The following is a 20,188-nucleotide window of genomic DNA, read 5'->3' on the forward strand; positions in this document are numbered from 1 at the left end:
TGCTCCCGTCGTCGGTGGCGGCGTCCGCGCCGGATCCTGCCAGTGCGGTTCACTGGTCGCGTGGGGAGCAGCGGGCTGACGCCGACCGACGGCTGGACCACCTGCTCGCTCGGCCACCGGCACTGGGGCCGCGCGGGCGCGGCGGGCCTGCTGGTGCACCGCCACGGCGCCGAGGGCCCCGAGCTGCTGCTCCAGCATCGGGCGCTGTGGTCGCACCACGGCGGCACGTGGGGGACGCCCGGCGGCGCGCTGCACCTCGGCGAGAGTCCCGAGCAGGGCGCGCTGCGCGAGGTGGAGGAGGAGCTGGGCCTGCCGGCCAGCGCGCTGGTCCTGGGTGCCCGCTCGGTCGACGACCACGGCGGCTGGGCCTACACCACCGTGCTGGCCCGCCCGGCCGGCGAGCTCGACCCCGCGCGGCTGCGGCTCGACGGCGAGAGCACCGGCGTCGCCTGGGTGCCGCTGGCCGGGCTGCACCAGGTGACGCTGCACCCGGGGCTGGCGGGCTCGCTGGACCGGCTGCGCCCCCTGCTGGCGGATCCCCCCGCGGCCTGAGGTCAGGCGCCGAGCGCCACCGTCAGCGCGCGGTGGTCGCCGACCCGCAGCGCGCGGACCGCGGGGTCGCGCGCCGGCACCGGGCCCAGGGCCAGCAAGTGGTCGAGCTGGATGCGCGGCCCGTGCGCGGGGAAGCTCGGGCCGCTGACCAGCCGGGTCGCGCGCAGCAAACGGGCCGGCACCCCGCCGGGCAGGTTCAGGTCGCCGGCGACGACGACCGGCCCGGGCAGCGCCGCCGCCCACCGCCGCAGCCGGCGCAGCTGGCGCACCGCGGTGGGCGGGGAGAAGGACAGGTGCGTGCCGACGACGGTGAGCCCGTCCAGGCAGGCCGCGACGGCGATGCGCGGCTCGTCGGGCACCCACCAGGTGCGCACCCGGCCGGTGGCGGGGTCGGGCGCGCGCAGCGGCAGCCGGGCGCGGCCGGCGCCCAGCCCGAGCACCGCCCACTCGTGCACCGGACGGCGGGACACCAGCGCGACCCCGTAGACCGGTCCGTCCACCGCGCCGCCGGGCCCCCGGAGCGCCGGCTCGGCGGCGGTCCAGGTGCCGCGGAACGGGCTCGGGGTGCCGTGCAGCGTCGCGGCGGCCCGCCAGTCGGCGGCGCCCAGCGCCCCGGCGACGACGGCGGCCTGGTCGGTGCCGCCCGAGCGGTGCTGCCCGCCGTCGACCTCCTGGAGCGCGAGCACGTCGACGTCGAGCTCGGCCACCGCGGCGGCGAGGCCGGCGGGGGAGAGCACGCGGCCGCCGGGGCCGCGGCCGGAGGCCAGGTTGAGGGTGCCCACGCGCAGGGCGGCGCCGTCGGGCACGGGGGCGACGCTAGCCGGGGACGGTCACCCGTGCGCGGTCCCGCGGTGGACGCGCAACCCCGCGGCTGGTACCTCGTTGTACCGGCGGTGTGAGGGCGGTCTCACCCACCTCGACGGAGAGGAACGGCCGATGAGCGCGCGGCACCGTGCGACCGACGTCGTCGCGACCGGACGGCCCGACCCGGGGGAGGACCCCGCCCCGGAGACCGCCGCGCAGCGCCTCACCTGGCGGGTGCTCATGTCCTTCGCCGTCACCGGCCTCGTCGTCGCCCCGCTCATGGCCACCGCCGGCGCCGACGCCGCGGGGGCCGCCGGGGGAGGCGGCGCGGACGGCTCCGGCGTCTACGCCGCCGACGGCACGGCCGGCGCGGCACCGGGGTACGCGCGCCTGACGCCGTCCTTCGGCGTCCCCGGCACGCCCGACGGCTCCCTCTTCCCCGGTCTCGGCACCACGGCCTCGTCCTCGCAGGGCGCCGCCGGCCGGGCGGCCTCGCCGTCGGCCGGGCTGTTCGACCTCGGCGGGGCCGCCGCGTCCGCCGCCCCCGCGCCCGCCGCGGCCCCGGCGCCGGCCGCCCCCGCGCCGGCACCCGGGACGCCGGCCCCCGGCACCCCGGCCGGCGGGTCGGCGAGCGCACCCGCGGCCCCGGCCGCGCCCGCTCCCCAGGCGCCGGCCCCGGCGCCCGCCCCCGTCCCGGCGCCCGCGCCGGCCCCCGTGCCCGCGCCGCCGGCCCCGCTCGCGCCGGTGACCGAGCCGGTCGGGGAGCTCGTCGGGGACGTTCCCGGGACCGTCGGCGGCGTCGTGCAGGACGTGACCGGCACGGTCGGCAGCACGGTCGGCGGTGTCGTCGGCGGCGTCACCGGGGTGCTGCCCGGCGGCTGACCGCGGGCCCGCCTCCGGCGGCCCGGCGTCCCGGACGCCGCTAGGTTCGGGGCATGAGTGCCCGCGACGACGTCTCGGAGATCTTCGACAGCGCCGCGTGGCAGCCGGTCGACGGGTTCGACTTCGGCGATCTCACCTACCACCGCGCGGTCGACGCCGGCGTCGTCCGCATCGCGTTCGACCGGCCCGAGGTGCGCAACGCCTTCCGCCCGCAGACGGTCGACGAGCTGATCACCGCGCTCGAGCACGCCCGGCTGTCCACCGACGTCGGCTGCGTGCTGCTCACCGGCAACGGGCCGAGCCCGAAGGACGGCGGGTGGGCGTTCTGCTCCGGCGGTGACCAGCGGGTGCGCGGGCGCCACGGCTACGAGCACGAGGTCGGCCGGTCGAGCGGCCGGCTGCACGTGCTGGAGGCGCAGCGGCTGATCCGGTTCATGCCGAAGGTCGTCGTCTGCGTCGTCCCCGGGTGGGCCGCCGGTGGCGGGCACAGCCTGCACGTCGTCAGCGACCTGACCCTGGCCAGTGCCGAGCACGCCCGCTTCAAGCAGACCGACGCCGACGTCGGCAGTTTCGACGGCGGCTTCGGCTCGGCCTACCTCGCCCGGCAGGTCGGGCAGAAGTTCGCCCGCGAGGTCTTCTTCCTCGGCGAGGAGTACTCGGCGGCCGACGCGCACGCCATGGGCATGGTCAACCGCGTCGTCCCGCACGCCGAGCTGGAGCGGACCGCGCTGGACTGGGGGCGGCGGATCGTCGCCAAGAGCCCGACCGCCCAGCGGATGCTCAAGTACTCGTTCAACCTGATCGACGACGGCCTCGTCGGCCAGCAGCTGTTCGCCGGGGAGACGACCCGGCTGGCCTACGCGGCCGAGGAGGCCGTCGAGGGCCGCGACGCCTTCCTGGAGAAGCGCGACCCCGACTTCTCCCGCTTTCCCTGGCATGTATGAGCCCCTGGCACGTGTGAGCGGAGGACCCGTGATCGTCGAGGTGGTGGGGGGCGCCGACGAGCGCCCCGAGGTGCGGGTCGTCGACACCGACGACCTCACGCGGCTGCACCTGGCCCTGGGCCAGGTCACCGACGAGGAGGCCGACCGGGCGCTGCGCGACGCGGGCCTGGGCCGGATGCAGGACGCCGACACCGGCGTCCTGGACGCCGCGGCCCTGCGCGCCGCGGCCGAGCCGGACGCCGACGTCGCCGGCTGGGCGCAGCGCTGGGACGGCATGCTCGAGTCCGCCCGCGGGCGGGGCTGGGTCAGCGACGACGGCGCGTTCCTGCAGGTCCACGTCGAGTCGGCGGCCGGCGCCTGACCTCTGGCGCGCCCCGCGCAACCCGCCGTTCCGGCTAGAGGGGTTGCGGGGGACCGGTCGGGTGACGCGGCACCCCGGTCGTTGTGGTGACTCCACCGACAGGCCAGTATGAGGCGGTGCACAACCTGATGACGTGCGAACGGACCCGCTCGTGAGCGGCACGCCCGGACGCCCGCTGAGCGCCGAGCTGTCCGAGCAGCTGGTCGCGGTCGCCGTCGACATCCTCGCGGAGGAGGGCTGGGGCCGGCTCAACAGCGACCGCGTCGCGGCCCGCGCGCGAGCGGGCAAGGCCGGCATCTACCGGCGCTGGCCGTCGATGTCCGCGCTCGCCCGGTCGGCGGTCAGCCGCTTCACGCTGGTGACCGCGCCGCAGGACGAGGGCTCGCCCCGTGCCGACCTGGCCGCGCTGGTCGCCTCGTGGCGCCGGCCCCTGTCGCGCGAGGAGCGCGCCGTGGCCAGCCTGGTCGGCGCCGCCCGGCACGACGAGGACCTGCGCGCCGGGCTCGACGCGGCCCTCGTGCACCCGCTCACCGACGCCGTCGAGACGCTCGGCGACCGCTGGTCGGCGCGGGGCGAGGAGGTGCCGGCCGAGCGGCTGGCCCTGCTGCGCTCGGTGCTCGAGGCGTTCTGGTGGCAGCGGCTGACCGTGGCCGGCGACGGCGCGCTGGTGGCCGAGCACGTGGAGCAGGTCGTCGACGACGTCCTGCTGCCGATCGTGGCGCCCGCCGTGGAGCCGGTCGCGAGCTGAGGGCGCCGGGTCAGACCGCCCGCAGCGACCCGGGGACGGCGCCGGCCGCGCTCCCGGGGCCGGCCGCGGCCGCGTCCTCGAGGTCGGCCTGCATGCGGGACAGCAGCCGGCCCGTCGTCGCCCGCACCTGCGCGACGAGAGCGGGCACGTCGGCGGGCTCGGGCAGCGGGTCGCGCAGCGTGAGGACCAGCGACCGGGTGACCGACAGCCAGGTGGCCGCCACCAGCCGCGCGGCCAGGCGCGGCGGCGTGGTGAGGCCGGCGGGCGGCTCCTCGGTGAGGGCCTCCTCGAGCGCCTCGGCGAGCAGGCGCTCGGCCTCGTGGTGCAGTTCGCGCTCGGCGGCCCGCAGCGCCGGCGAGCGGTCGAGGGCGGCGACGGCGCAGCGGCCCTCGGGCTCGCCGAGCCGCTGGGTGAAGTCGGCCATCGACTCGACCAGGTGGCGGCGGAGGGCGCCGAGCGGCGTCTCGCCGGCGGGCCGCTCGCGGACGGCGTCGGCCGGTCCGGTCACCCAGGGGGCGCGGCCGGACCAGTAGAGCTCCTCCTTGGTCGCGAAGTGGTTGAACACCGTCTGCACGGCCACGTCGGCCGCGGCCGCGACGTCGGCGATGGGAACGGCGTCGAACCCGCGCTCGGCGAACAGTCGCTGGGCCGTGGCGAGGACGTGCGCCCGGGTCAGCGCCTTCTTCCGCGCACGCAGGGACTGCTCACTCACGGTTCAAGGCTAGCAACGCAGCGTTGCGACTCCGGCACCATCCGGAACGACATCAGCCGGACGGGGCATGCCGGTGCGGTGACAGGGGTGTGCTCGGCCATCCGGACGATCCTGCCCCGGACCGTCCGGTCCCGCAGGCCGGCGGGCCTGGCACCCGGTGCCACCCCGCCGTCGGCCCGGCCGGGCCGGTGGGGTTGGCTGGTCGCCGGACGGCGCCGACGGGGACGCCGCCGGGCTCGAGGAGGACCGACGCGGGTGAGGACCAGGGGAGCGGTGCTGCGCGAGGCGGGCACCGAGTACGAGATCGTCGACCTCGAGGTCGTGGACCCGGGGCCGGGCGAGGTCCTGGTCGAGATGGCCTACGCCGGGCTGTGCCACTCCGACGAGCACCTGCGCCACTCCAACCCGGGCGGGCGCTACCCGATCGTCGGCGGTCACGAGGGCTCCGGCGTCGTCCTGGCCGTCGGCCCGGGTGTCACGGGCGTGGCGCCCGGCGACCACGTCGTCACCAGCTTCCTGCCCGCGTGCGGGCACTGCCGGTACTGCGCGACCGGCCGCTCGAACATCTGCGACGCGGGCGCCACCATCGCCATCGGGCAGCTGCCCACCGGCACCTACCCCTTCCGGCTCGACGGCGAGCCGCTCGGCGGCTTCTGCATCGTCGGCGCGTTCGCCCGGCACACCGTGCTCAGCGAGTTCTCCTGCGTGCGCATCGACCCGCACCTGCCGCTGGACACCGCCGCCCTGCTCGCCTGCAGCGTGCCCACCGGCTGGGGCTCGGCGGTCTACTCCGGCGGCACCCGCCCCGGCGACGTCGTCGTGGTCGTCGGCCTCGGCGGGGTCGGCGTCAACGCCGTCCAGGGCGCGGTGCACGCGGGCGCGGCGCACGTCGTCGGCGTCGACCCGGTGGCGATGAAGCGGGAGTTCGCGCAGACCCTGGGCGCCACGCACACCGTCGCCGACGCCGGCGAGGCCGCTCAGCTGGCCCGGCACCTCTCGCGCGGCACCGGCGCGGACGTCGTCGTCGTGACCGTCGGGAAGATGTCGGCCGAGGTGATGGCCGGGGCATCGGCGTGCCTGGGCAAGGGCGGCACGCTGGTGCTCACGGCGCTGGCCGACCACCCGCGCGAGGGCCACGTGGACCTCAACGGGCAGATGACCACCGTCTTCGAGCACCGCGTGCAGGGCTCGCTGTTCGGCTCGTGCAACCCGTTCCGCGACATCCCGATGCTGGCGCGCCTGGCCGAGGAGGGCCGGCTCGAGCTCGACCGCCTGGTCACCCGCCGCTACGCCCTCGACGAGCTGAACCAGGGCTACCGCGACCAGGCGGCCGGCGAGACGGTCCGGGGACTGCTGGTCCACGGGGGTTGACGCCCGCCGCGCCGGGGCAGGTGCCCGGCGTGGCCCTGAGGGTGGGACTGGTCGGCGCCGGTGGCGTGGGCGCGCGGCACGGCCGCACGCTGACCGGACTGGGCGACGTCGAGCTGGTCGGGGTGGCCGACGCCGTCCCGGCCGCGGCCCGGGCGCTGGCCGGCGACCTCGGCGTGCCGGCGCTCGAGCCGGACGAGCTGCTGCGCTCGCGTCTCGACGCGGTGTGGCTGTGCGTGCCGCCGTTCGCGCACGGCGAGCTCGAGCTCGCGGTGGTCCGCGCCGGGCTGCCGCTGTTCGTCGAGAAGCCGCTGGGCGCGGGGCTCGCCGTCGCCGAGGAGGTGGCCGCCGCCGTCGCGGCCGCGGGCGTGCCGACGGCGACCGGCTACCACTGGCGCCACCTCGACACCGTGGCCGCCGCCCGGGAGGTCTGCGCCGCGCACCCGCCGCGGCTGGTGTCGGCCACGTGGCTGGACAAGGTGCCGCCGCCGGCCTGGTGGTCGCGCGCGGACCGCTCCGGCGGCCAGGTGGTCGAGCAGGCCACCCACGTGCTCGACCTCGCCCGGCTGCTCGCCGGGGAGGTGGCCGAGGTGCAGGCGCTGCGCGCGCCGTCGTCGGACCCCGGCCGCGACGTCGACGACGCCACCGCGGCGGTGCTGCGGTTCGCCTCCGGCGCGGTGGGCACGCTCGCCGCCGCCTGCGCGCAGCCGGCCAGGACCCGCGCCGGCCTCGAGCTCTCCTGCGCCGGCGCCGCGGTGGAGCTGAGCGAGACGGCGCTGACGGTGACCACCGCGGAGGGCGCGGACCGTCGGGAGCCCGCGGTGGACGCGCGCCTCGCCGTCGACCGGGCCTTCGTCGACCTGCTCACCGGCGGGCCGCGCGCCGACGGGCTGGTCGACTACGCCGAGGCGCTGCGCACCCACCGCGTCGCCGTCGCGGTGGCCGAGTCGGCCCGCACCGGCGCCCCCGTCCGCCCCTGATCCGCCTTTCGCGCGCGGAAGGCGGAGTCCCTGGTCCGCCTTCCGCGCGCGGAAGGGGGGCCGGTCGCGCTAGGGGCTCCCCAGGGACTCCAGGTCGGCGTCCGCGGCGGCCGCGCGCGCGACCACCTCGGCGTAGAGCTCCTCGTAGGCCGCCGCCATCACCGCCGGGGCGAAGCGCCGGCGCGCCTCGGCCGCGCACACCGCCGGGTCGATCGTGCCCACCCGGCGCAGGGCCGCGGCGAGGCCGGCCTCGTCGCCGGCGAGCAGCCCGGTGCGGCCGTCCTCGACCAGCGAGGGCAGGCAGCCGCGCGGCGTGGCGACCACCGGCGTCCCGGCGGCCAGCGCCTCGCACACCGCGGTGCCGCCCGGCTCGTCCCACCGCACCGGCGTCAGCAGCGCCCGCGCCCGGCGCAGCAGCGCGTCCTTCCCCGCGCCGGCGACGCTGCCGACCCACCTGGCGCGCCCGCCGTCGAGCAGCGGCGCGACCTCCCGCAGGAACCACGCGACGTCGGGGTGGCCGAGCCCCGGGTGGCCGGGCGTGGCCGCGGCGGCGTCGAGCGCGGCCTCGAGCTCGGCGGGGCCGGCGAACGGTCCCACCGGGCCGGCCAGCACCACCGGCACCCCGGCGGCGGCGCACGCGCGCACCGCGGTGTCGGTGCCCTTGAGCTCGCAGATGCGGGCGAGCACGAGCACGGCGTCGTCGCGGTCCTCCCGGGGCAGCGGCGGCTGGCCGTCCACCGGGACGGCCAGCGGCACCGCGGCCAGGGTCTGGCGCCGCAGCGCGTCGGGCCCGCGGGCCACCTGGCTGTCGGACACCCCGGTGAAGAACACCCGGCCGCGGCCGTCGAAGCGCTCGTAGAACGCGGCGTTGCGGCGCAGGTCCCAGTGCAGCGTGGCCAGCACGGGCGGGGCGGCCGGGCCGAGCGCGCCGAGCACCGCGGGGCCGACCACCTCGAGGTGGGTGTGCACGACGTCGAACGGCTCCGCCGCCACGGCCTCGGCGACGGCGAGCGCGTGGGCGTGCGCGTCGCCCACCACCTGCGGGTACGGCAGGCCGAGACGCTCGAAGCGGCCGGCGGGGAAGGCGCTGACCAGGCCGTCGACCGCGAGCGGGGAGTCGCCGGAGGCGGCCAGGACGACGGTGTGCCCGCGCTCGCGCAGCGCGGTGGTGAGCGTGGCGACGACGTTCTCCAGCCCGCCGTAGCCCGGCGGCGGCACCGGCAGCCACGGGCCGGCGTCCATGAGCACCCTCACGACCGGGGCCCGGGCTCGCCGGCGGCCGCGCGGACCGTGCGCATCGGCGGCCGCTCGCTCACCCCGACGTCCCAGCTCACCGCCTCCACGCCGTCGGCGGTGCGGAGGAACTGCAGCAGCTCCGACGACGGCCGCCCCGCGCCGGGCCGGCGGGCGATCGCGGTGGACAGGATCTGCCCCGCCATCCGCCCGAGCGCCGCGTCGGACTGGTGGCTGTGCCGGCGGGTGCCGAGGTCCACCTGCGCGAGCGCGTCGACGCCGGCCAGCCCCGCCAGGTCCACGAGCAGGCCGAACTCGACGCCGTAGCCGGAGACGAACGGCACCCGCTCGAGCAGCTCGCGGCGGCCGGCGTACTCCCCGGACAGCGGCTGCACGAAGCCGGCGAGCTCCGGCCACCAGGCGTTGAGCAGCGGCCGGGCGAGCAGCTCGGTGACCCGCCCGCCGCCGGAGGGGACGATGCCCTCGGGCGTGTGCAGCGGCCGGTCGTAGAGCGCCTTGACGTAGCCGATCGCCGGGTCGGTGAGCAGCGGGCCGAGCAGCCCGACGACGAACTGCGGGTCGAACCCGACGAGGTCTGCGTCGACGAAGACGACGAGGTCGCCGCTGGTGGCGTGCAGCCCCTTCCACAGCGCCTCGCCCTTGCCCGGCACCCGCCCGTGGGCCGGCAGCACGGTCGCGGTGTCGACGACGGTGGCCCCGGCCTCGGCGGCGACCGCGGCGGTGCGGTCGGCCGACCCGCTGTCGACGACGACCACCTCGTCGACCAGCCGGGCCTCCTCCACCAGGGCCCGCCGGATGCTGCCGACGATCGTCCCGACGGTGGGCTCCTCGTCGAGCGCCGGCAGCACGACGCTGACGCTGGAGCCCCGGGCCGACTTGGCCTCGGCGAGCTCGGCGGCGCACCACGTGGCCGCGCTGAAGGTCCGCCGGCGCAGCCAGCGGGAGACGTCAGGGCGCATGCCGCTCCCCACGGTCGGGTGCCGGCTCCGTCGCCGGCACGGGACCCCCGTCGCGACAGGATGCCCGAGTCCGGACGTCCGTGGGTCGTCAATGCCCATTGCGGTCCGTCTCCGGAGCGGTCACGCTGCGCAGCGTCACGCCGCGACGCACCTGCGCGTTCTCCCGCTGTTCCCGTGGAACGGCTACGCAGCGTGACGTACCGTCGGTCCGGCGAGATCCCGACCGGGCACCTGCGGCCGGGACGCGACCGGGAGGAGGAGCGGTGCCGACGTCCCTGCGCCCCTCGCTGCCCGCGCCCCTGCACGTCTGGTCGGTCGACCTCGCCGACGATCGCTGGGACGAGGACGCCGCGGCCGCGCGGCTCACCCCCGGCGAGCGCGCGGCCGCCGACCGGGGGGTCGCCGCGGTCCGCCGTCGCCGGGTGCTCGTGCGCGCCGTGCTGCGCACCGTCCTCGGCGACCTGCTCGGGCTGGCGCCGGCCGACGTCCCCCTCGAGGTCCGTGGGGGACGGCCGCTGGTCCGGTGCGCCCGCCGCGGCCCGGGCGTCAGCTGCTCCGCCGCCGGCGGCCTCGCGCTCGTCGCCGTGGCACCGCGCGCCGGCCTCGGCGTCGACCTGGAGCCCGCCGGCCCCGGGCCCGAGGGCGACGAGTGGCTGGCCGCGCCCGAGCTCGCCCGGCTCGCCGGGCGCGCGGGTGAGGGCACGGGTGGGGACATCGAGCGCACCCGCGCCTGGACGGCCAAGGAGGCGGTGCTGAAGGCGGAGGGGACCGGCCTGCGGCGGGACCCGCGCACCGTCGTCACCCCCGCCGGCGGCCGGGGCCGGTTGGGCTCCTGGTGGCTCGCGCCGCTGCCCGTGCCCGCCGGCTGGGTGGCCACCGCCGCGCTGGACCGCCGCTGGGACCCGGCGCGGGCGCGCGTGCGCCCGCTGACGCCGGAGCGCCTCCGGTGACCGCCGTTGCCCCCCGCACCGCGGTCCGCGCCGGGGCGGGGCGCCGGCCCCAGCTCGCTGCCTTCCGCGCGCTGCTCGAGCGCCGCACCGGCCGGGACCTGTCGGCCGCCCCGGAGCTGCACCGTCTCTCGGTCGAGGAGCCGGACCTGTTCTGGCGGGCCCTGCTGGACTGGTCGGGCCTCGCCTGGGAGGGCGTCGCCGAGCCGGTGCGCACCGGCGCGGACGTCCGCACCGCGCGCTTCTTCCCCGGCGTGCGCCTCAACTACGCCGAGAACCTGCTGCGGCCCCTGCCCGGGGTCGACGACGGCGCGCCCGCGCTCACCGCGGTGCACGCCGGCCGCCCGGCGGAGGTGCTCACCCGGGCGGAGCTGCGCGCCGCGGTCGAGCGGGCCTCGGCCGCGCTGGCCGCCCGCGGCGTCCGGACCGGTGACCGCGTCGCGGCCGTGGGCGCCAACTCCGCGCCGGTGCTGGTCGCGGCCCTCGCCGTCGCCGCGCTCGGCGCGACGCTGGCCACCGCCACGCCCGACATGGGCGTGGCCACCCTGCTCGGCCGCTTCGGGCAGCTGCGCCCGGGCACGCTGGTCGTCGACCGGCGCGACCTGCACGGTGACGCCCTCGCCGAGCTCGCCGCGCAGCTCCCGTCGGTGCGGCTGGTGCTGCTCCTCGACGACGCACCGCCGCCCGACCTCGGCCCCGGCGTGACCGTCGCCCGCCTGGCCGACGACGTCGCCGCGCTGCCCGACCCGGTGCGCTTGCCGGACTGGCCGCGGCTGCCCTTCGACCACCCGCTGTGGGTCATGAGCACCTCGGGCACCACCGGGCCGCCCAAGGCGCTGGTGCACGGCGCCGGCGGCGCGCTGCTCGAGCACGTCAAGGAGCACCGGCTGCACGGCGACCTGACGCCCGCGGACACGCTCTCCTTCCACACCACGACCGCCTGGATGATGTGGAACTGGCAGCTGTCGGCGCTCGCCGTCGGCGCGCACGTGGTCCTCCACGACGGCCCGGTCACCGGCCCGGACACGCTGTGGGCGCTGGCCGCCCGGCACGGCGTCACCGTCCTCGGCACCAGCCCGGCGTACCTGCAGATGTGCCAGGACGCCGGCTTCCGCCCCCGCGATGCCGCGGACCTCTCCCGGCTGCGCGCGGTGCTGTCCACCGGCGCGGTGCTGCACGAGTGGCAGTTCGACTGGGTGCGCGACGCGGTCGGCGAGGTGCCGCTGCAGTCGATCTCCGGCGGCACCGACATCGTCGGCTGCTTCGTCCTCGGCCACCCGGAGCTGCCGGTGGTCCGCGGCCGCTCGCAGGCGCTGAGCCTCGGCCTCGACGTCGCCGCGCTCGACGACGACGGCCGGCCGGTGCTGGGCCGGGAGGGCGAGCTGGTCTGCCGCAACCCGTTCCCCTCGCGGCCGGTCGGCGTGCTCGACGACCCCGGCGGCGAGCGCTACGAGCGGGCCTACTTCGCGCGGCACCCCGGCGTCTGGACCCACGGCGACCGGGTGGAGGTGCACCCCGACGGCACCGTCCGGGTGCTGGGCCGCTCCGACGGCGTGCTCAACGTCGACGGCGTCCGCATCGGCCCGTCGGAGATCTACGCGGTCGTGCGGCGCATCCCGGGCGTCGTCGACGTGATGGCGCTCGAGCAGCGCGATCCGCGGGCGCGGGGGAGCAGCCGGCTGGTGCTGCTCGTCGTCCTCGCGCCGGGGCTGCGGCTCGACGAGGAGCTGGCCGGGCGGATCCGCGCCACGCTGCGCCGGGAGGCCTCGCCCGCGCACGTGCCCGCCGTCGTGCTCGCCGTCCCCGAGGTGCCGCGCACGCACAACGGCAAGCCCTCGGAGCGCGCCGCCCGCGACGCCCTCGACGGGCGGCCGGCGGCCAACCTGCAGTCGCTGCGCAACCCGGCCTGCCTCGACGCCATCCGCGCGGCGGCCCGGGCCCGGCAGTCCGCCGCGCCGGTGCCGGAGGGGGAGGGCGTCGAGGCCGTCGTCGCCCGGGTGTTCGCGGAGGTGCTCGGCAGGCCCGTGCCGGGCGGCGTCGCCTTCGCCGACCTCGGCGGCACCTCCCGGCAGTCGATGACGCTGCTGCGCCGGCTGCGCCAGGAGCTCGGCCGCCCGGTGGAGCTCGCCGACCTCGCCGAGGCGCCCACCGTCGGTGCGCTGGCCGCGCTGCTCACCGGGCGCGACGGCACCGAGCCCGACACCCGCACGCTGCGCGAGGGCGACCCCGCGGCGCCGCCGCTGTTCCTGGTGCACGGTGCGCACGGCGACCTCGACAGCTGGCACGCCCTGGTCGCCGAGCTGACGGTGCCCGGTGAGGTCGTCGGGCTGGTCGGGCCGCTCGCGCGGCCGGACGGGTCGCGGTTCTCCGTCGACGAGCTCGCCGCGCGCCACGTCGCGTCGGTGACCGCCCGGGCGCCCGCGGGCCCGGTGCGGTTGGCCGGCTACTCCTTCGGCGGCGTCGTGGCCCTCGAGGTCGCCCGGCGGCTCACCGCGGCGGGGCGGGAGGTCGACTTCCTCGGCCTGTTCGACTGCCGCCCGCCCTACGCCGAGCTCGGCCGCGCGCGGAGGCTGGCGCGCAAGGTGGCCGGGGCGCTGGCCCTCGTCGTCCCCGGCCTCAGCGACGAGAGCGTGCGCACGGCCCTGGCCGACCGGCGCAGCACGCAGCTGCCGGCCGACCGCCGGGTGCTGCGCGACTCGGCGGCGCTGTACGAGGCGTTCCCGCTGCCCGACCACGCCGGGCCGGTGACCTACTTCCGGATCCGCCGGCGCGTGCCGGTGCTCGCCCACCAGATGGCGGTGTGGCGGCGGCACCTGCCCGACCTGCGGGTGGTGGCCGTGCCGGGCACGCACAACGACCTGCTCGCCGGCCGGTACGCGGCGACCCTGGGGGCGCGGGTGTCGGCGGCGATCGAGGGAGCCGGCGGAGGAGCCGGGGTCACACGGCCCCGGCGCGCTCGGCGAGGTACTCGCCGACGGTGACCATCGGCGGGCGCTCGTCGACCGCGACGCCCGTGCTGACCGGGACGAACCCCGCGCCGTCGCTGCGGAACTGGGTGAGCAGGCCGGCCGGCGAGGCCACCCCGCCGCGGGCGAGCACCGCCGACACCACCTGGCCGGCCATCCGCCCGAGCGCCTCCTGGTCCTGGGAGGTGTGCCGGCGCACGCCGAGGTCGACCTGCGCCAGCCCGTTGAGGCCGAGCAGTCCGAGCAGGTCGACCAGCAGGCCCACCTCCACGCCGTAGCCGGAGACGAACGGCACCTGCTCCAGGGCCGCGCGGCGGCCGGCGTACTCCCCGCCCAGCGGCTGCACGAACCCGGCGAGCTCGGGCCACAGCGCGTTGAGCAGCGGCCGCGCGGTGAGCTCGGTGACCCGCCCGCCGCCGGCGGGGGTGCTGCGGCCGTCGATCTCCAGCGGCCGGGTGTAGCAGCCCTTCACGTAGCCGACCTGCGGGTCGGTGAGCAGCGGGGCGAGCAGGCCGGGGACGTAGTGGGAGACGTCGCCGAGCAGGTCGGCGTCGAGGAAGACGAGCAGGTCGCCGGTGGTGGCGGCCAGCGACTTCCACAGCGCCTCGCCCTTGCCCGGCCGGCTGCCGTGCGCCGGCAGCACCTCGGCGGCGGCCACGACGTCGGCCCCGGCGGCGCGGGCGACCTCGGCGGTGCGGTCGCCCGAGTCGGAGTCGACCACCAGCACCTCGTCGACCAGCGGCACGCGGCGGACCCAGCGCTCGACCAGGTCGGCGACCAGCCCGCCGACGGTGGCCTCCTCGTCCCGGGCGGGGAGGACCACGCTCACCCGGTGCCCGCCGCGCCGCTTGGCGCGCAGCAGCCCGACGACGTCGACGTCGTCGACCGATCGGGTCGTGGACGTGCGGCCGGTGAACCAGGCGCGGGCGTCGGGTCGCATCGGCCCACTGTGGTGGAACGGGATCGGCCCCGCCACGGACGGAGCCGGTGTTCACGAACACGTAGCCCGCCGTTCCGGGACGGGGACTCAGATCCGCCCGGCGTCGGCCGTCTGCAGGGCGGTGCGGCTGAGCGGGCCCACCGCGGCGCCGGCGCCGTCGGGCTCGGGGTGGCCGAGCTCGGTGAGCCAGCCGCGCAGCACCCGGTGCAGGTGCTCCGCCCCGACGATCTCGCCGGGCGGGGAGAGCACACGGGGGTGGGCGAGGAAGCCGCGCTGCTGCGGGCCGCCGAGGCCGCCGTGCGAGCCGACGTGCGGCTCGAAGGGGGAGGCCTCGTCGGTGTCGGGGTCGTAGCGGCTGTTGACCATCACGTCGGGACAGTGCGGGAACGCCGACACCCGGGCGACCAGCGCCGGCGCGTGCTCGCCGTAGGGGCCCAGCGGGTCCGCGCCGATGACCACCCCGGTGGCCAGGCGGTGCAGGCCGTCGCGGCCGAGGACGACCGGCCCGTGCTCCTCGGAGTGCACGAGCGCGAACCCGACGCCGGCGTGGTCGACGAGCGCGGGCAGCAGGTCGGGCCAGTGCCGCTCGATCTCCTCCAGCGGCACGCGGCCGTGCAGGTCGGCGAAGTGCACCCCCGCGGTGTGGCCGGAGACGACGACCACCACGCCCGGCGCCACGCGGGCCACCTGCCCGGGCTGGCCCGACGGCGTGCGGTGCGTGTGCTCGCCGGCGCCGGCGCTCTCCACCCGCTCGCGCAGCCGCCGCGCGATCGGCCCGGGACCGGACGCCGCCTCGGCGAGCGCGGAGGCCACCTGCCAGCCCTCGGCGGGGCGGCGGCTGTCCCTCGGCTCGCCGCCTCGGCGCCCGGGCGCGGGGGAGCCGCCGCAGTGCCGGCCGACGAACGCCTCGATCGTCTCGCCGAACCGCTGCGCGAACGCCTCGCCCTGCGTCTGGCCGTGGTCGGACAGCAGCACCAGGTGGTAGTCGCGCGGCGCGAGCGCGCCGGCCCGGGCCAGCCGGCCGATCTGCTGGTCGATGGTGCGCAGCACCTCGAGGGTGTCGAAGCGCTCGACGCCGCTGTGGTGGGCGACCTCGTCGTAGCCGAGGAAGTCGGCGTAGACCACCGGCCGCCCGGCCAGCATGTCCTCGAGGATCGCCGCCACGACGACGTCGCGGGCGATCACCGTGGTGCCCGGCCGGGCCAGCGGGTAGATGCCGCCGCGGCTGACCCGCGGCCGGACGTCGGCGCGCCGCTGCCGGGCGGCGGCGGACAGCTCGCGGGCGACGTCGACGAGCGAGACCCCCAGCGTGCGGACGGCGTTCACCGGGTTGGCGAAGTAGGCGTAGTAGCCGGCGCCCACCCGCTCGCGGCGGCGGATCGAGCGCCGGGTGGTGACCAGCGGCAGGGAGCTCATCGTGAGGCTCACGTGCGGGGCGTCGCCGCTGAACAGGTTGCCGCGGCTGGCCCCGCCGCCGGCCAGCAGCCCGCGCCCGTCGGAGTGCCGGCGCTCCACCTCGGCGGCGTCGGCCGGGTGGGAGACCTGGACGACGTGGTCGCGGTCCTTCTCGTAGTAGCGGAAGCCGACGACGTCGTGGTTGGAGCCGTGCAGGATGCCGCACACCGCGGCGCCGGTCTGGGAGCTCCAGTCGGTGTGCCAGGAGGTGAGCGCGTGGCTGCCCGAGCGCAGCCAGGCGGCGAGGGTGGGCATCGACCCGTCGCGGACGGCGCGGCGCGCGGTGTCGAACCCGAGGCCGTCGATCTGCAGGAACAGCACCCCGGGCGGCTGCGGGGCGGCGGCCGGGGTGCGCGCGGCCCGGCGGCGGGCGCGGCGGAAGAACAGCTCGTCCTCGTCGACGGCCAGCGCGCTGGTGACCACCGCCGTCACCCCGGCCATCGCCACCACGACCAGCACGGCCGTGCGCAGGTCGGCGACGGTGACGCCGGGGACGGCGAAGGAGGCGGCGAGCACCACGGCGCCGAGCAGCAGGAAGCTGCCGAGGCCCAGGGTGAACAGCGCCAGGGGCAGCGCCACCCGCATGACCAGCGGCCACACGACGCCGGACAGCAGGCCGAGCAGCAGCGCGGCCAGCGGCGGCTGCCACCAGTTCCGCATGGCGAAGCCGGCGAGCCACCGGTCGAGGACGACGAGCGCCAGCGTGCTGAGCGCCCAGGTGAGCAGCACGCGCGCGGTGGCCCGGCCGGAACCGAGCACGCGCCCCCCGGCGCGTCCCGGGGACCCGGCGCTCACGAGGCCGGGCCGCACGGGGACGCGCTGGCCTGTCCGGCGGGCTCCTGCGCGGGGTCGTCGCCGGGCCGCTCGGGCGCGGCCCGGCGCCGGCGGGCGGCGGCGACGAGGTTGAGCAGTGCGCCCACGAGGAGCACGAGCAGCGTGGCGACCAGGGTGGCCACCAGCGGGTTGTCGAAGACACCGCCGCTGACGACGCCGAGCAGTGCGTAGGCGACCGCCCACAGCGTCGCGGCGAGCAGGGAGGCGGGGAGCAGCCGCCGCCACGGGTAGGCCAGGGCGCCGGCGGCGAGCAGGACGGGGATGCGCCCGGCGGGCAGCAGCCGGCCGACCAGCACGATCTGCCAGCCGTGCGCCCGGAACTGCGCGCGGACCTCCTCGATCCGGTCGGCGTGCTGGCCCCGGGCCACGAAGCGCACCGCCGCGGGCCCGCCGAACCGGCAGACGGCGAAGGTGACGACGTCGCCGATCCACGCGCCGAGGGTGGACAGCACGAGCACCAGCGCGAGGTCGAGCCGGCCGGTGCTCACCGCCAGGGCGGCCGCCGCGCCGACGACGGCGCCGGTGGGCACGACCGGCACGATCGAGCCGAGCAGCACGCCGCCGAACACGACGGGGTAGCCGAGCGAGGACCCGTCGGTCCAGCTCGACGCCAGCGTCCCGGTGGCGCTCACGGCGCCCCTGCCGGGGTGGGCAGGACGACCGGCTCGCCCGGTTCGGGAACGACGACCGTGGTGGGCAGCGCGCGCCCGGCGACGGCGGCGGCGAACTCCCGCGGCGGCTCGGTGAGCAGTCGCCGGTAGCGCCGGGCGAGCCCCGGCACCGTGGTACCGCCGGGCACGGTGAGCGTGCCCCAGTGCACCGGGACGGCGAACCGCGGGCGCACCCGCGCCACCGCCTCGGCCGCGCGCCTCGGGTCGAGGTGGCCGGGGCCCAGGGTGGGACCCCAGCCCCAGACCGGCACGAGCGCGACGTCGACCCCGCGCTCGCCGATGCGGGCCATGCCGTCGAACAGGTCGGTGTCGCCCAGGGCGTAGACCGTCCGCCCGTCGCCCTCGACCAGGTGGCCGACGGCGGCGGTGTCCGGGCCGTGGGTGAGCCGCGGGCCCCACCGGTGGCCGCTGTGCGCGGCCGGGACGGCGGTGACCCGCAGCCCGCCGTGGGTCAGCGACTCGCCCGGCGCCAGCTCGTCGACCCAGCGCAGGCCGCGCGAGCGCAGCCACGGCCCGGCGCCGCGCGGCACGACGACGCGGGCGTCGTCGCCCAGCAGGCGCAGGGACGGCAGGTGCAGGTGGTCGGCGTGCAGGTGGCTGACCAGCACCAGGTCGGTGCCGGCCCAGGCCGGCTCCGGCGGCGGGGGGACGACGCGGCGCAGCGGCCCGACGGTGGCGGTGAGGACAGGGTCGGTGAGCACCGTGCTGCCGGCCAGCTCGACGCGGACCGTCGAGTGGCCCAGCCAGTGCAGTCCGGGGTTCCCCACCCGGCCAGTATCGACCCCGGCACCGACGTCCCCGAGCGCTTTCCCTCGGACGGATCCGTCCGCTCGAGGTGCGCCCGGCGCGGAGGCGGCCCACCATGCCTGCCATGACCTCAGCGGGGCGCGACCCGGGGTCGACCGGACCGGCTGCCGAGCTGTCCGAGGAGCTGCGCCGCATGGCCCTGCTCCTCGAGACGGCGGCGGTCCTCGACCTGCGGGCGCAGCGCACGACCGATCCCCGGCAGGTGGCGGTGCTGCGGCGCCGCGCCGAGCAGCGCAGGCAGGAGGCCGGCCGGTTGCGCGAGCACCTGGCTGCCTGCGGCCGCGCGCTCCCGCCGCGCGCTCCCCGGACGGCCGCGTCCGCGCCCTGAGGGCGGTCCGGAGGCCGTGACGGGACGGTCCGGCGCGGCGTCCACCGCCCGTCCCGCCCCGGGGCTACCTTGCCGCGCGTGCCTGCTCGATCGCGCTGCGTGGTGGCGCTGGCCGTCCTCGCCTGCCTCCTGACCGGCTGCCGCCCCGCAGGACCGGCGTCGCCGACGACCGCCGCGGGGCCCCCGCCGCCGTCGACGGTGCCCGCGCCGAGCGCTCCCGCGCCGACGACCGCTCCCGGGCCGACGACCCCCGCCGCGCCGACCACCCCCGTCGCGACGAGCACCCCGGCGCCGGCGGCGACCACCGGTGCCACGGCGACGGCCGGCCCGACCACGACCGTCCCCGGCGCGACCACCGCGCCCGCGGGCCCCGCCCCCGCGGAGGCGCGGCTGAGCTGGGCGCCGCCCGCCGGCTGGGAGGACTACCCGGTGCGGGAGGTCACGGCCACCGACGCGATGACGGTGGTGGACGCCCGCGGCGGCGACGTCCGGATCGTGCTGCCGGCCGACTCCGCCGTCGGACCGGTCACCGTCACCGACTGCCGCAACGCCGTGCTGATCGGCGGGCAGATCACGGTGCTGCCCTCGGCCACGGCGGACGGGCAGGACCAGCGCGCCGTCTACGTCCGGGACTGCACGGGCACGGTGCACCTCGAGGGCCTGCTGGTCGACGGCGACGTCGAGGGCTCGCAGTCCGACGGGATCGCCGCCAACGCCCCGGAGGCGGTGCTCCAGGTGCAGAACGTGCGCATCGAGGGGGTGCGCGGGACCGAGAGCGGCAACCACGCCGACGTCTTCCAGCCGTGGGGCGGCCTGCGCGAGTTCCGCATCGACCGGCTCACCGGCACCAGCAACTACCAGGGGCTGCACATCTCGGAGAACCTCGGCGAGATCGGAGCGGGCACCGTCCGCCGGGCCGACGTCGGCAGCTCCGAGGTCACGCCCGTCGAGGGCGGCGGCCACTTCCTGTGGACCGACTGCACCGACGGCCACCCGCTCGTGTTCGACGACGTCTGGATCGAGCCGCGCGCGGGCCGCCAGTTCGGCCGCAGCATCTGGCCCCGCACGGACGGGCTCACCTGCCCGGCCACGGTCACCGACGGCTTCGCCACCTGGCCCGGCAACCCCACCCTGACCGGTGGCGTGCACGAGGGCAGCCCGCCGGAGGGCGACTTCGTCCCGGCCGGCACGGTCGGGCTCGGCTACGTCTCACCCGGGTACGCCGGCGCCCCCGGCTGACGCCGGCCGCCGCTAGCCTCCCGCGGGTGGCCACCTGGGCGGACGTGCGGCGCCTGGCCCTCGCGCTGCCGGAGACCGCCGAGGGCACGTCCTGGGGCTCGCCGGCGTGGAAGGTGCGCGGCCGCACCTTCGTGTGGGAGCGGCCGCTGCGCCGCGCCGACCTCGAGCACCTCGGCCCCGGCGCCCCGGACGGGCCGCTGCTCGGCGCCGCCGTGGCCGACGAGGGCGTCAAGCGCGCGCTGGTCGCCGGCGACCCCGCCGTCTACCTGACGACGCCGCACTTCGACGGGTACGCCGCCGTCCTCGTCCGGCTCGAGGCCGTCGACGCCGGCGAGCTCGCCGAGCTGGTCACCGACGCGTGGCTGGCCAGGGCGCCGCGGCGGCTGGCGCGCGAGCACCTCGCCGGCGGCGCCTGAGCGCCCGCCCGCGGACCCGAT

20 protein-coding genes are annotated in these 20,188 nt (G+C 78.2%); 12 read left to right on the top strand and 8 right to left on the bottom strand.

All coding sequences use genetic code 11. The features are described 5' to 3' along the window. The first annotated feature begins 60 nt into the window (after positions 1-60). Positions 61-552, top strand: a complete 492-nt coding sequence (locus WA616_RS22745) for an NUDIX hydrolase (RefSeq protein ID WP_336033436.1) — start codon at positions 61-63, stop codon at positions 550-552. A 2-nt stretch (positions 553-554) separates the two neighbouring features. On the opposite strand, the gene WA616_RS22750 is transcribed toward WA616_RS22745, so the two are convergent. Beyond that, positions 555-1,358: an endonuclease/exonuclease/phosphatase family protein gene (locus WA616_RS22750; RefSeq protein WP_336033438.1), complete on the bottom strand. Its 804-nt coding sequence runs from the start codon at positions 1,356-1,358 to the stop codon at positions 555-557. 130 nt (positions 1,359-1,488) lie between these two features. Here WA616_RS22750 and WA616_RS22755 point away from each other — a divergent pair, with 130 nt between their 5' ends. From WA616_RS22755 to WA616_RS22770, 4 genes are all read left to right on the top strand, one after another. After that, positions 1,489-2,238 carry a hypothetical protein gene (locus tag WA616_RS22755; protein WP_336033440.1) on the top strand — a complete coding sequence of 250 codons (750 nt, stop codon included), beginning with the start codon at positions 1,489-1,491 and terminating at the stop codon, positions 2,236-2,238. Between the two features lie 53 nt (positions 2,239-2,291). Next, positions 2,292-3,182 (top strand): 1,4-dihydroxy-2-naphthoyl-CoA synthase, encoded by an 891-nt coding sequence (locus WA616_RS22760; protein ID WP_336033441.1) that lies wholly within the window; start codon positions 2,292-2,294, stop codon positions 3,180-3,182. A 28-nt stretch (positions 3,183-3,210) separates the two neighbouring features. Next, positions 3,211-3,543, top strand: a complete 333-nt coding sequence (locus WA616_RS22765) for a hypothetical protein (protein ID WP_336033442.1) — start codon at positions 3,211-3,213, stop codon at positions 3,541-3,543. A gap of 133 nt (positions 3,544-3,676) precedes the next feature. Next, a complete protein-coding gene (locus WA616_RS22770) occupies positions 3,677-4,291 on the top strand; it encodes a TetR-like C-terminal domain-containing protein (protein ID WP_336033444.1) in 615 nt (204 codons plus the stop codon). A 10-nt stretch (positions 4,292-4,301) separates the two neighbouring features. Here WA616_RS22770 and WA616_RS22775 read toward each other — a convergent pair whose 3' ends face one another. Continuing rightward, complete coding sequence (locus WA616_RS22775) at positions 4,302-5,003, bottom strand: TetR/AcrR family transcriptional regulator (protein WP_336033446.1); 702 nt, start codon at positions 5,001-5,003, stop codon at positions 4,302-4,304. A gap of 255 nt (positions 5,004-5,258) precedes the next feature. On the opposite strand from WA616_RS22775, the gene WA616_RS22780 reads away from it, so the two are divergent. Together WA616_RS22780 and WA616_RS22785 are read left to right on the top strand one after the other, a co-directional pair. Then, positions 5,259-6,374, top strand: a complete 1,116-nt coding sequence (locus WA616_RS22780; RefSeq protein ID WP_336033447.1) for an NDMA-dependent alcohol dehydrogenase — start codon at positions 5,259-5,261, stop codon at positions 6,372-6,374. A 29-nt stretch (positions 6,375-6,403) separates the two neighbouring features. After that, positions 6,404-7,351 carry a Gfo/Idh/MocA family protein gene (locus WA616_RS22785; protein ID WP_336033448.1) on the top strand — a complete coding sequence of 316 codons (948 nt, stop codon included), beginning with the start codon at positions 6,404-6,406 and terminating at the stop codon, positions 7,349-7,351. Between the two features lie 69 nt (positions 7,352-7,420). Here the strand turns inward: WA616_RS22785 and WA616_RS22790 are convergent, their stop codons facing one another. Beyond that, positions 7,421-8,593: a glycosyltransferase gene (locus WA616_RS22790; protein WP_336033450.1), complete on the bottom strand. Its 1,173-nt coding sequence runs from the start codon at positions 8,591-8,593 to the stop codon at positions 7,421-7,423. An 8-nt stretch (positions 8,594-8,601) separates the two neighbouring features. Next, positions 8,602-9,564: a glucosyl-3-phosphoglycerate synthase gene (locus WA616_RS22795; protein WP_336033452.1), complete on the bottom strand. Its 963-nt coding sequence runs from the start codon at positions 9,562-9,564 to the stop codon at positions 8,602-8,604. 263 nt (positions 9,565-9,827) lie between these two features. On the opposite strand from WA616_RS22795, the gene WA616_RS22800 reads away from it, so the two are divergent. Together WA616_RS22800 and WA616_RS22805 are read left to right on the top strand one after the other, a co-directional pair. Then, a complete protein-coding gene (locus WA616_RS22800) occupies positions 9,828-10,514 on the top strand; it encodes a 4'-phosphopantetheinyl transferase family protein (RefSeq protein WP_336033454.1) in 687 nt (228 codons plus the stop codon). Beyond that, positions 10,511-13,492 carry an acetoacetate--CoA ligase gene (locus WA616_RS22805; protein ID WP_336033455.1) on the top strand — a complete coding sequence of 994 codons (2,982 nt, stop codon included), beginning with the start codon at positions 10,511-10,513 and terminating at the stop codon, positions 13,490-13,492. Before WA616_RS22800 ends, WA616_RS22805 begins: the two co-directional genes overlap by 4 nt. Here WA616_RS22805 and WA616_RS22810 read toward each other — a convergent pair. The 4 genes from WA616_RS22810 to WA616_RS22825 all read right to left on the bottom strand — a co-directional run bounded on the left by WA616_RS22810 (position 13,449) and on the right by WA616_RS22825 (position 18,144). Next, positions 13,449-14,417 carry a glucosyl-3-phosphoglycerate synthase gene (locus WA616_RS22810; RefSeq protein ID WP_336033456.1) on the bottom strand — a complete coding sequence of 323 codons (969 nt, stop codon included), beginning with the start codon at positions 14,415-14,417 and terminating at the stop codon, positions 13,449-13,451. The two genes, WA616_RS22805 and WA616_RS22810, sit on opposite strands and share 44 nt — an antisense overlap. 87 nt (positions 14,418-14,504) lie before the next feature. After that, on the bottom strand, positions 14,505-16,631 hold the full coding sequence (locus WA616_RS22815; RefSeq protein WP_336033457.1) for a phage holin family protein: 2,127 nt from the start codon (positions 16,629-16,631) through the stop codon (positions 14,505-14,507). Between the two features lie 32 nt (positions 16,632-16,663). Continuing rightward, positions 16,664-17,338: a DedA family protein gene (locus WA616_RS22820; protein WP_336033459.1), complete on the bottom strand. Its 675-nt coding sequence runs from the start codon at positions 17,336-17,338 to the stop codon at positions 16,664-16,666. Further along, positions 17,335-18,144 carry an MBL fold metallo-hydrolase gene (locus WA616_RS22825; protein WP_336033461.1) on the bottom strand — a complete coding sequence of 270 codons (810 nt, stop codon included), beginning with the start codon at positions 18,142-18,144 and terminating at the stop codon, positions 17,335-17,337. Before WA616_RS22825 ends, WA616_RS22820 begins: the two co-directional genes overlap by 4 nt. A 104-nt stretch (positions 18,145-18,248) precedes the next feature. Here WA616_RS22825 and WA616_RS22830 point away from each other — a divergent pair, with 104 nt between their 5' ends. The 3 genes from WA616_RS22830 (at position 18,249) to WA616_RS22840 (ending at position 20,167) form a co-directional block, all read left to right on the top strand. Continuing rightward, positions 18,249-18,512, top strand: coding sequence for a hypothetical protein (locus tag WA616_RS22830; protein ID WP_336033463.1), 264 nt, complete (start codon positions 18,249-18,251; stop codon positions 18,510-18,512). A gap of 78 nt (positions 18,513-18,590) precedes the next feature. Then, on the top strand, positions 18,591-19,751 hold the full coding sequence (locus WA616_RS22835) for a hypothetical protein (RefSeq protein ID WP_336033464.1): 1,161 nt from the start codon (positions 18,591-18,593) through the stop codon (positions 19,749-19,751). A gap of 26 nt (positions 19,752-19,777) precedes the next feature. Then, positions 19,778-20,167 (top strand): MmcQ/YjbR family DNA-binding protein, encoded by a 390-nt coding sequence (locus WA616_RS22840; protein ID WP_336033466.1) that lies wholly within the window; start codon positions 19,778-19,780, stop codon positions 20,165-20,167. The last annotated feature ends 21 nt before the right edge of the window (positions 20,168-20,188 follow it).

This window comes from Geodermatophilus sp. FMUSA9-8 (assembly GCF_037034165.1).
GTDB classification, from domain to species: domain Bacteria; phylum Actinomycetota; class Actinomycetes; order Mycobacteriales; family Geodermatophilaceae; genus Geodermatophilus; species Geodermatophilus nigrescens.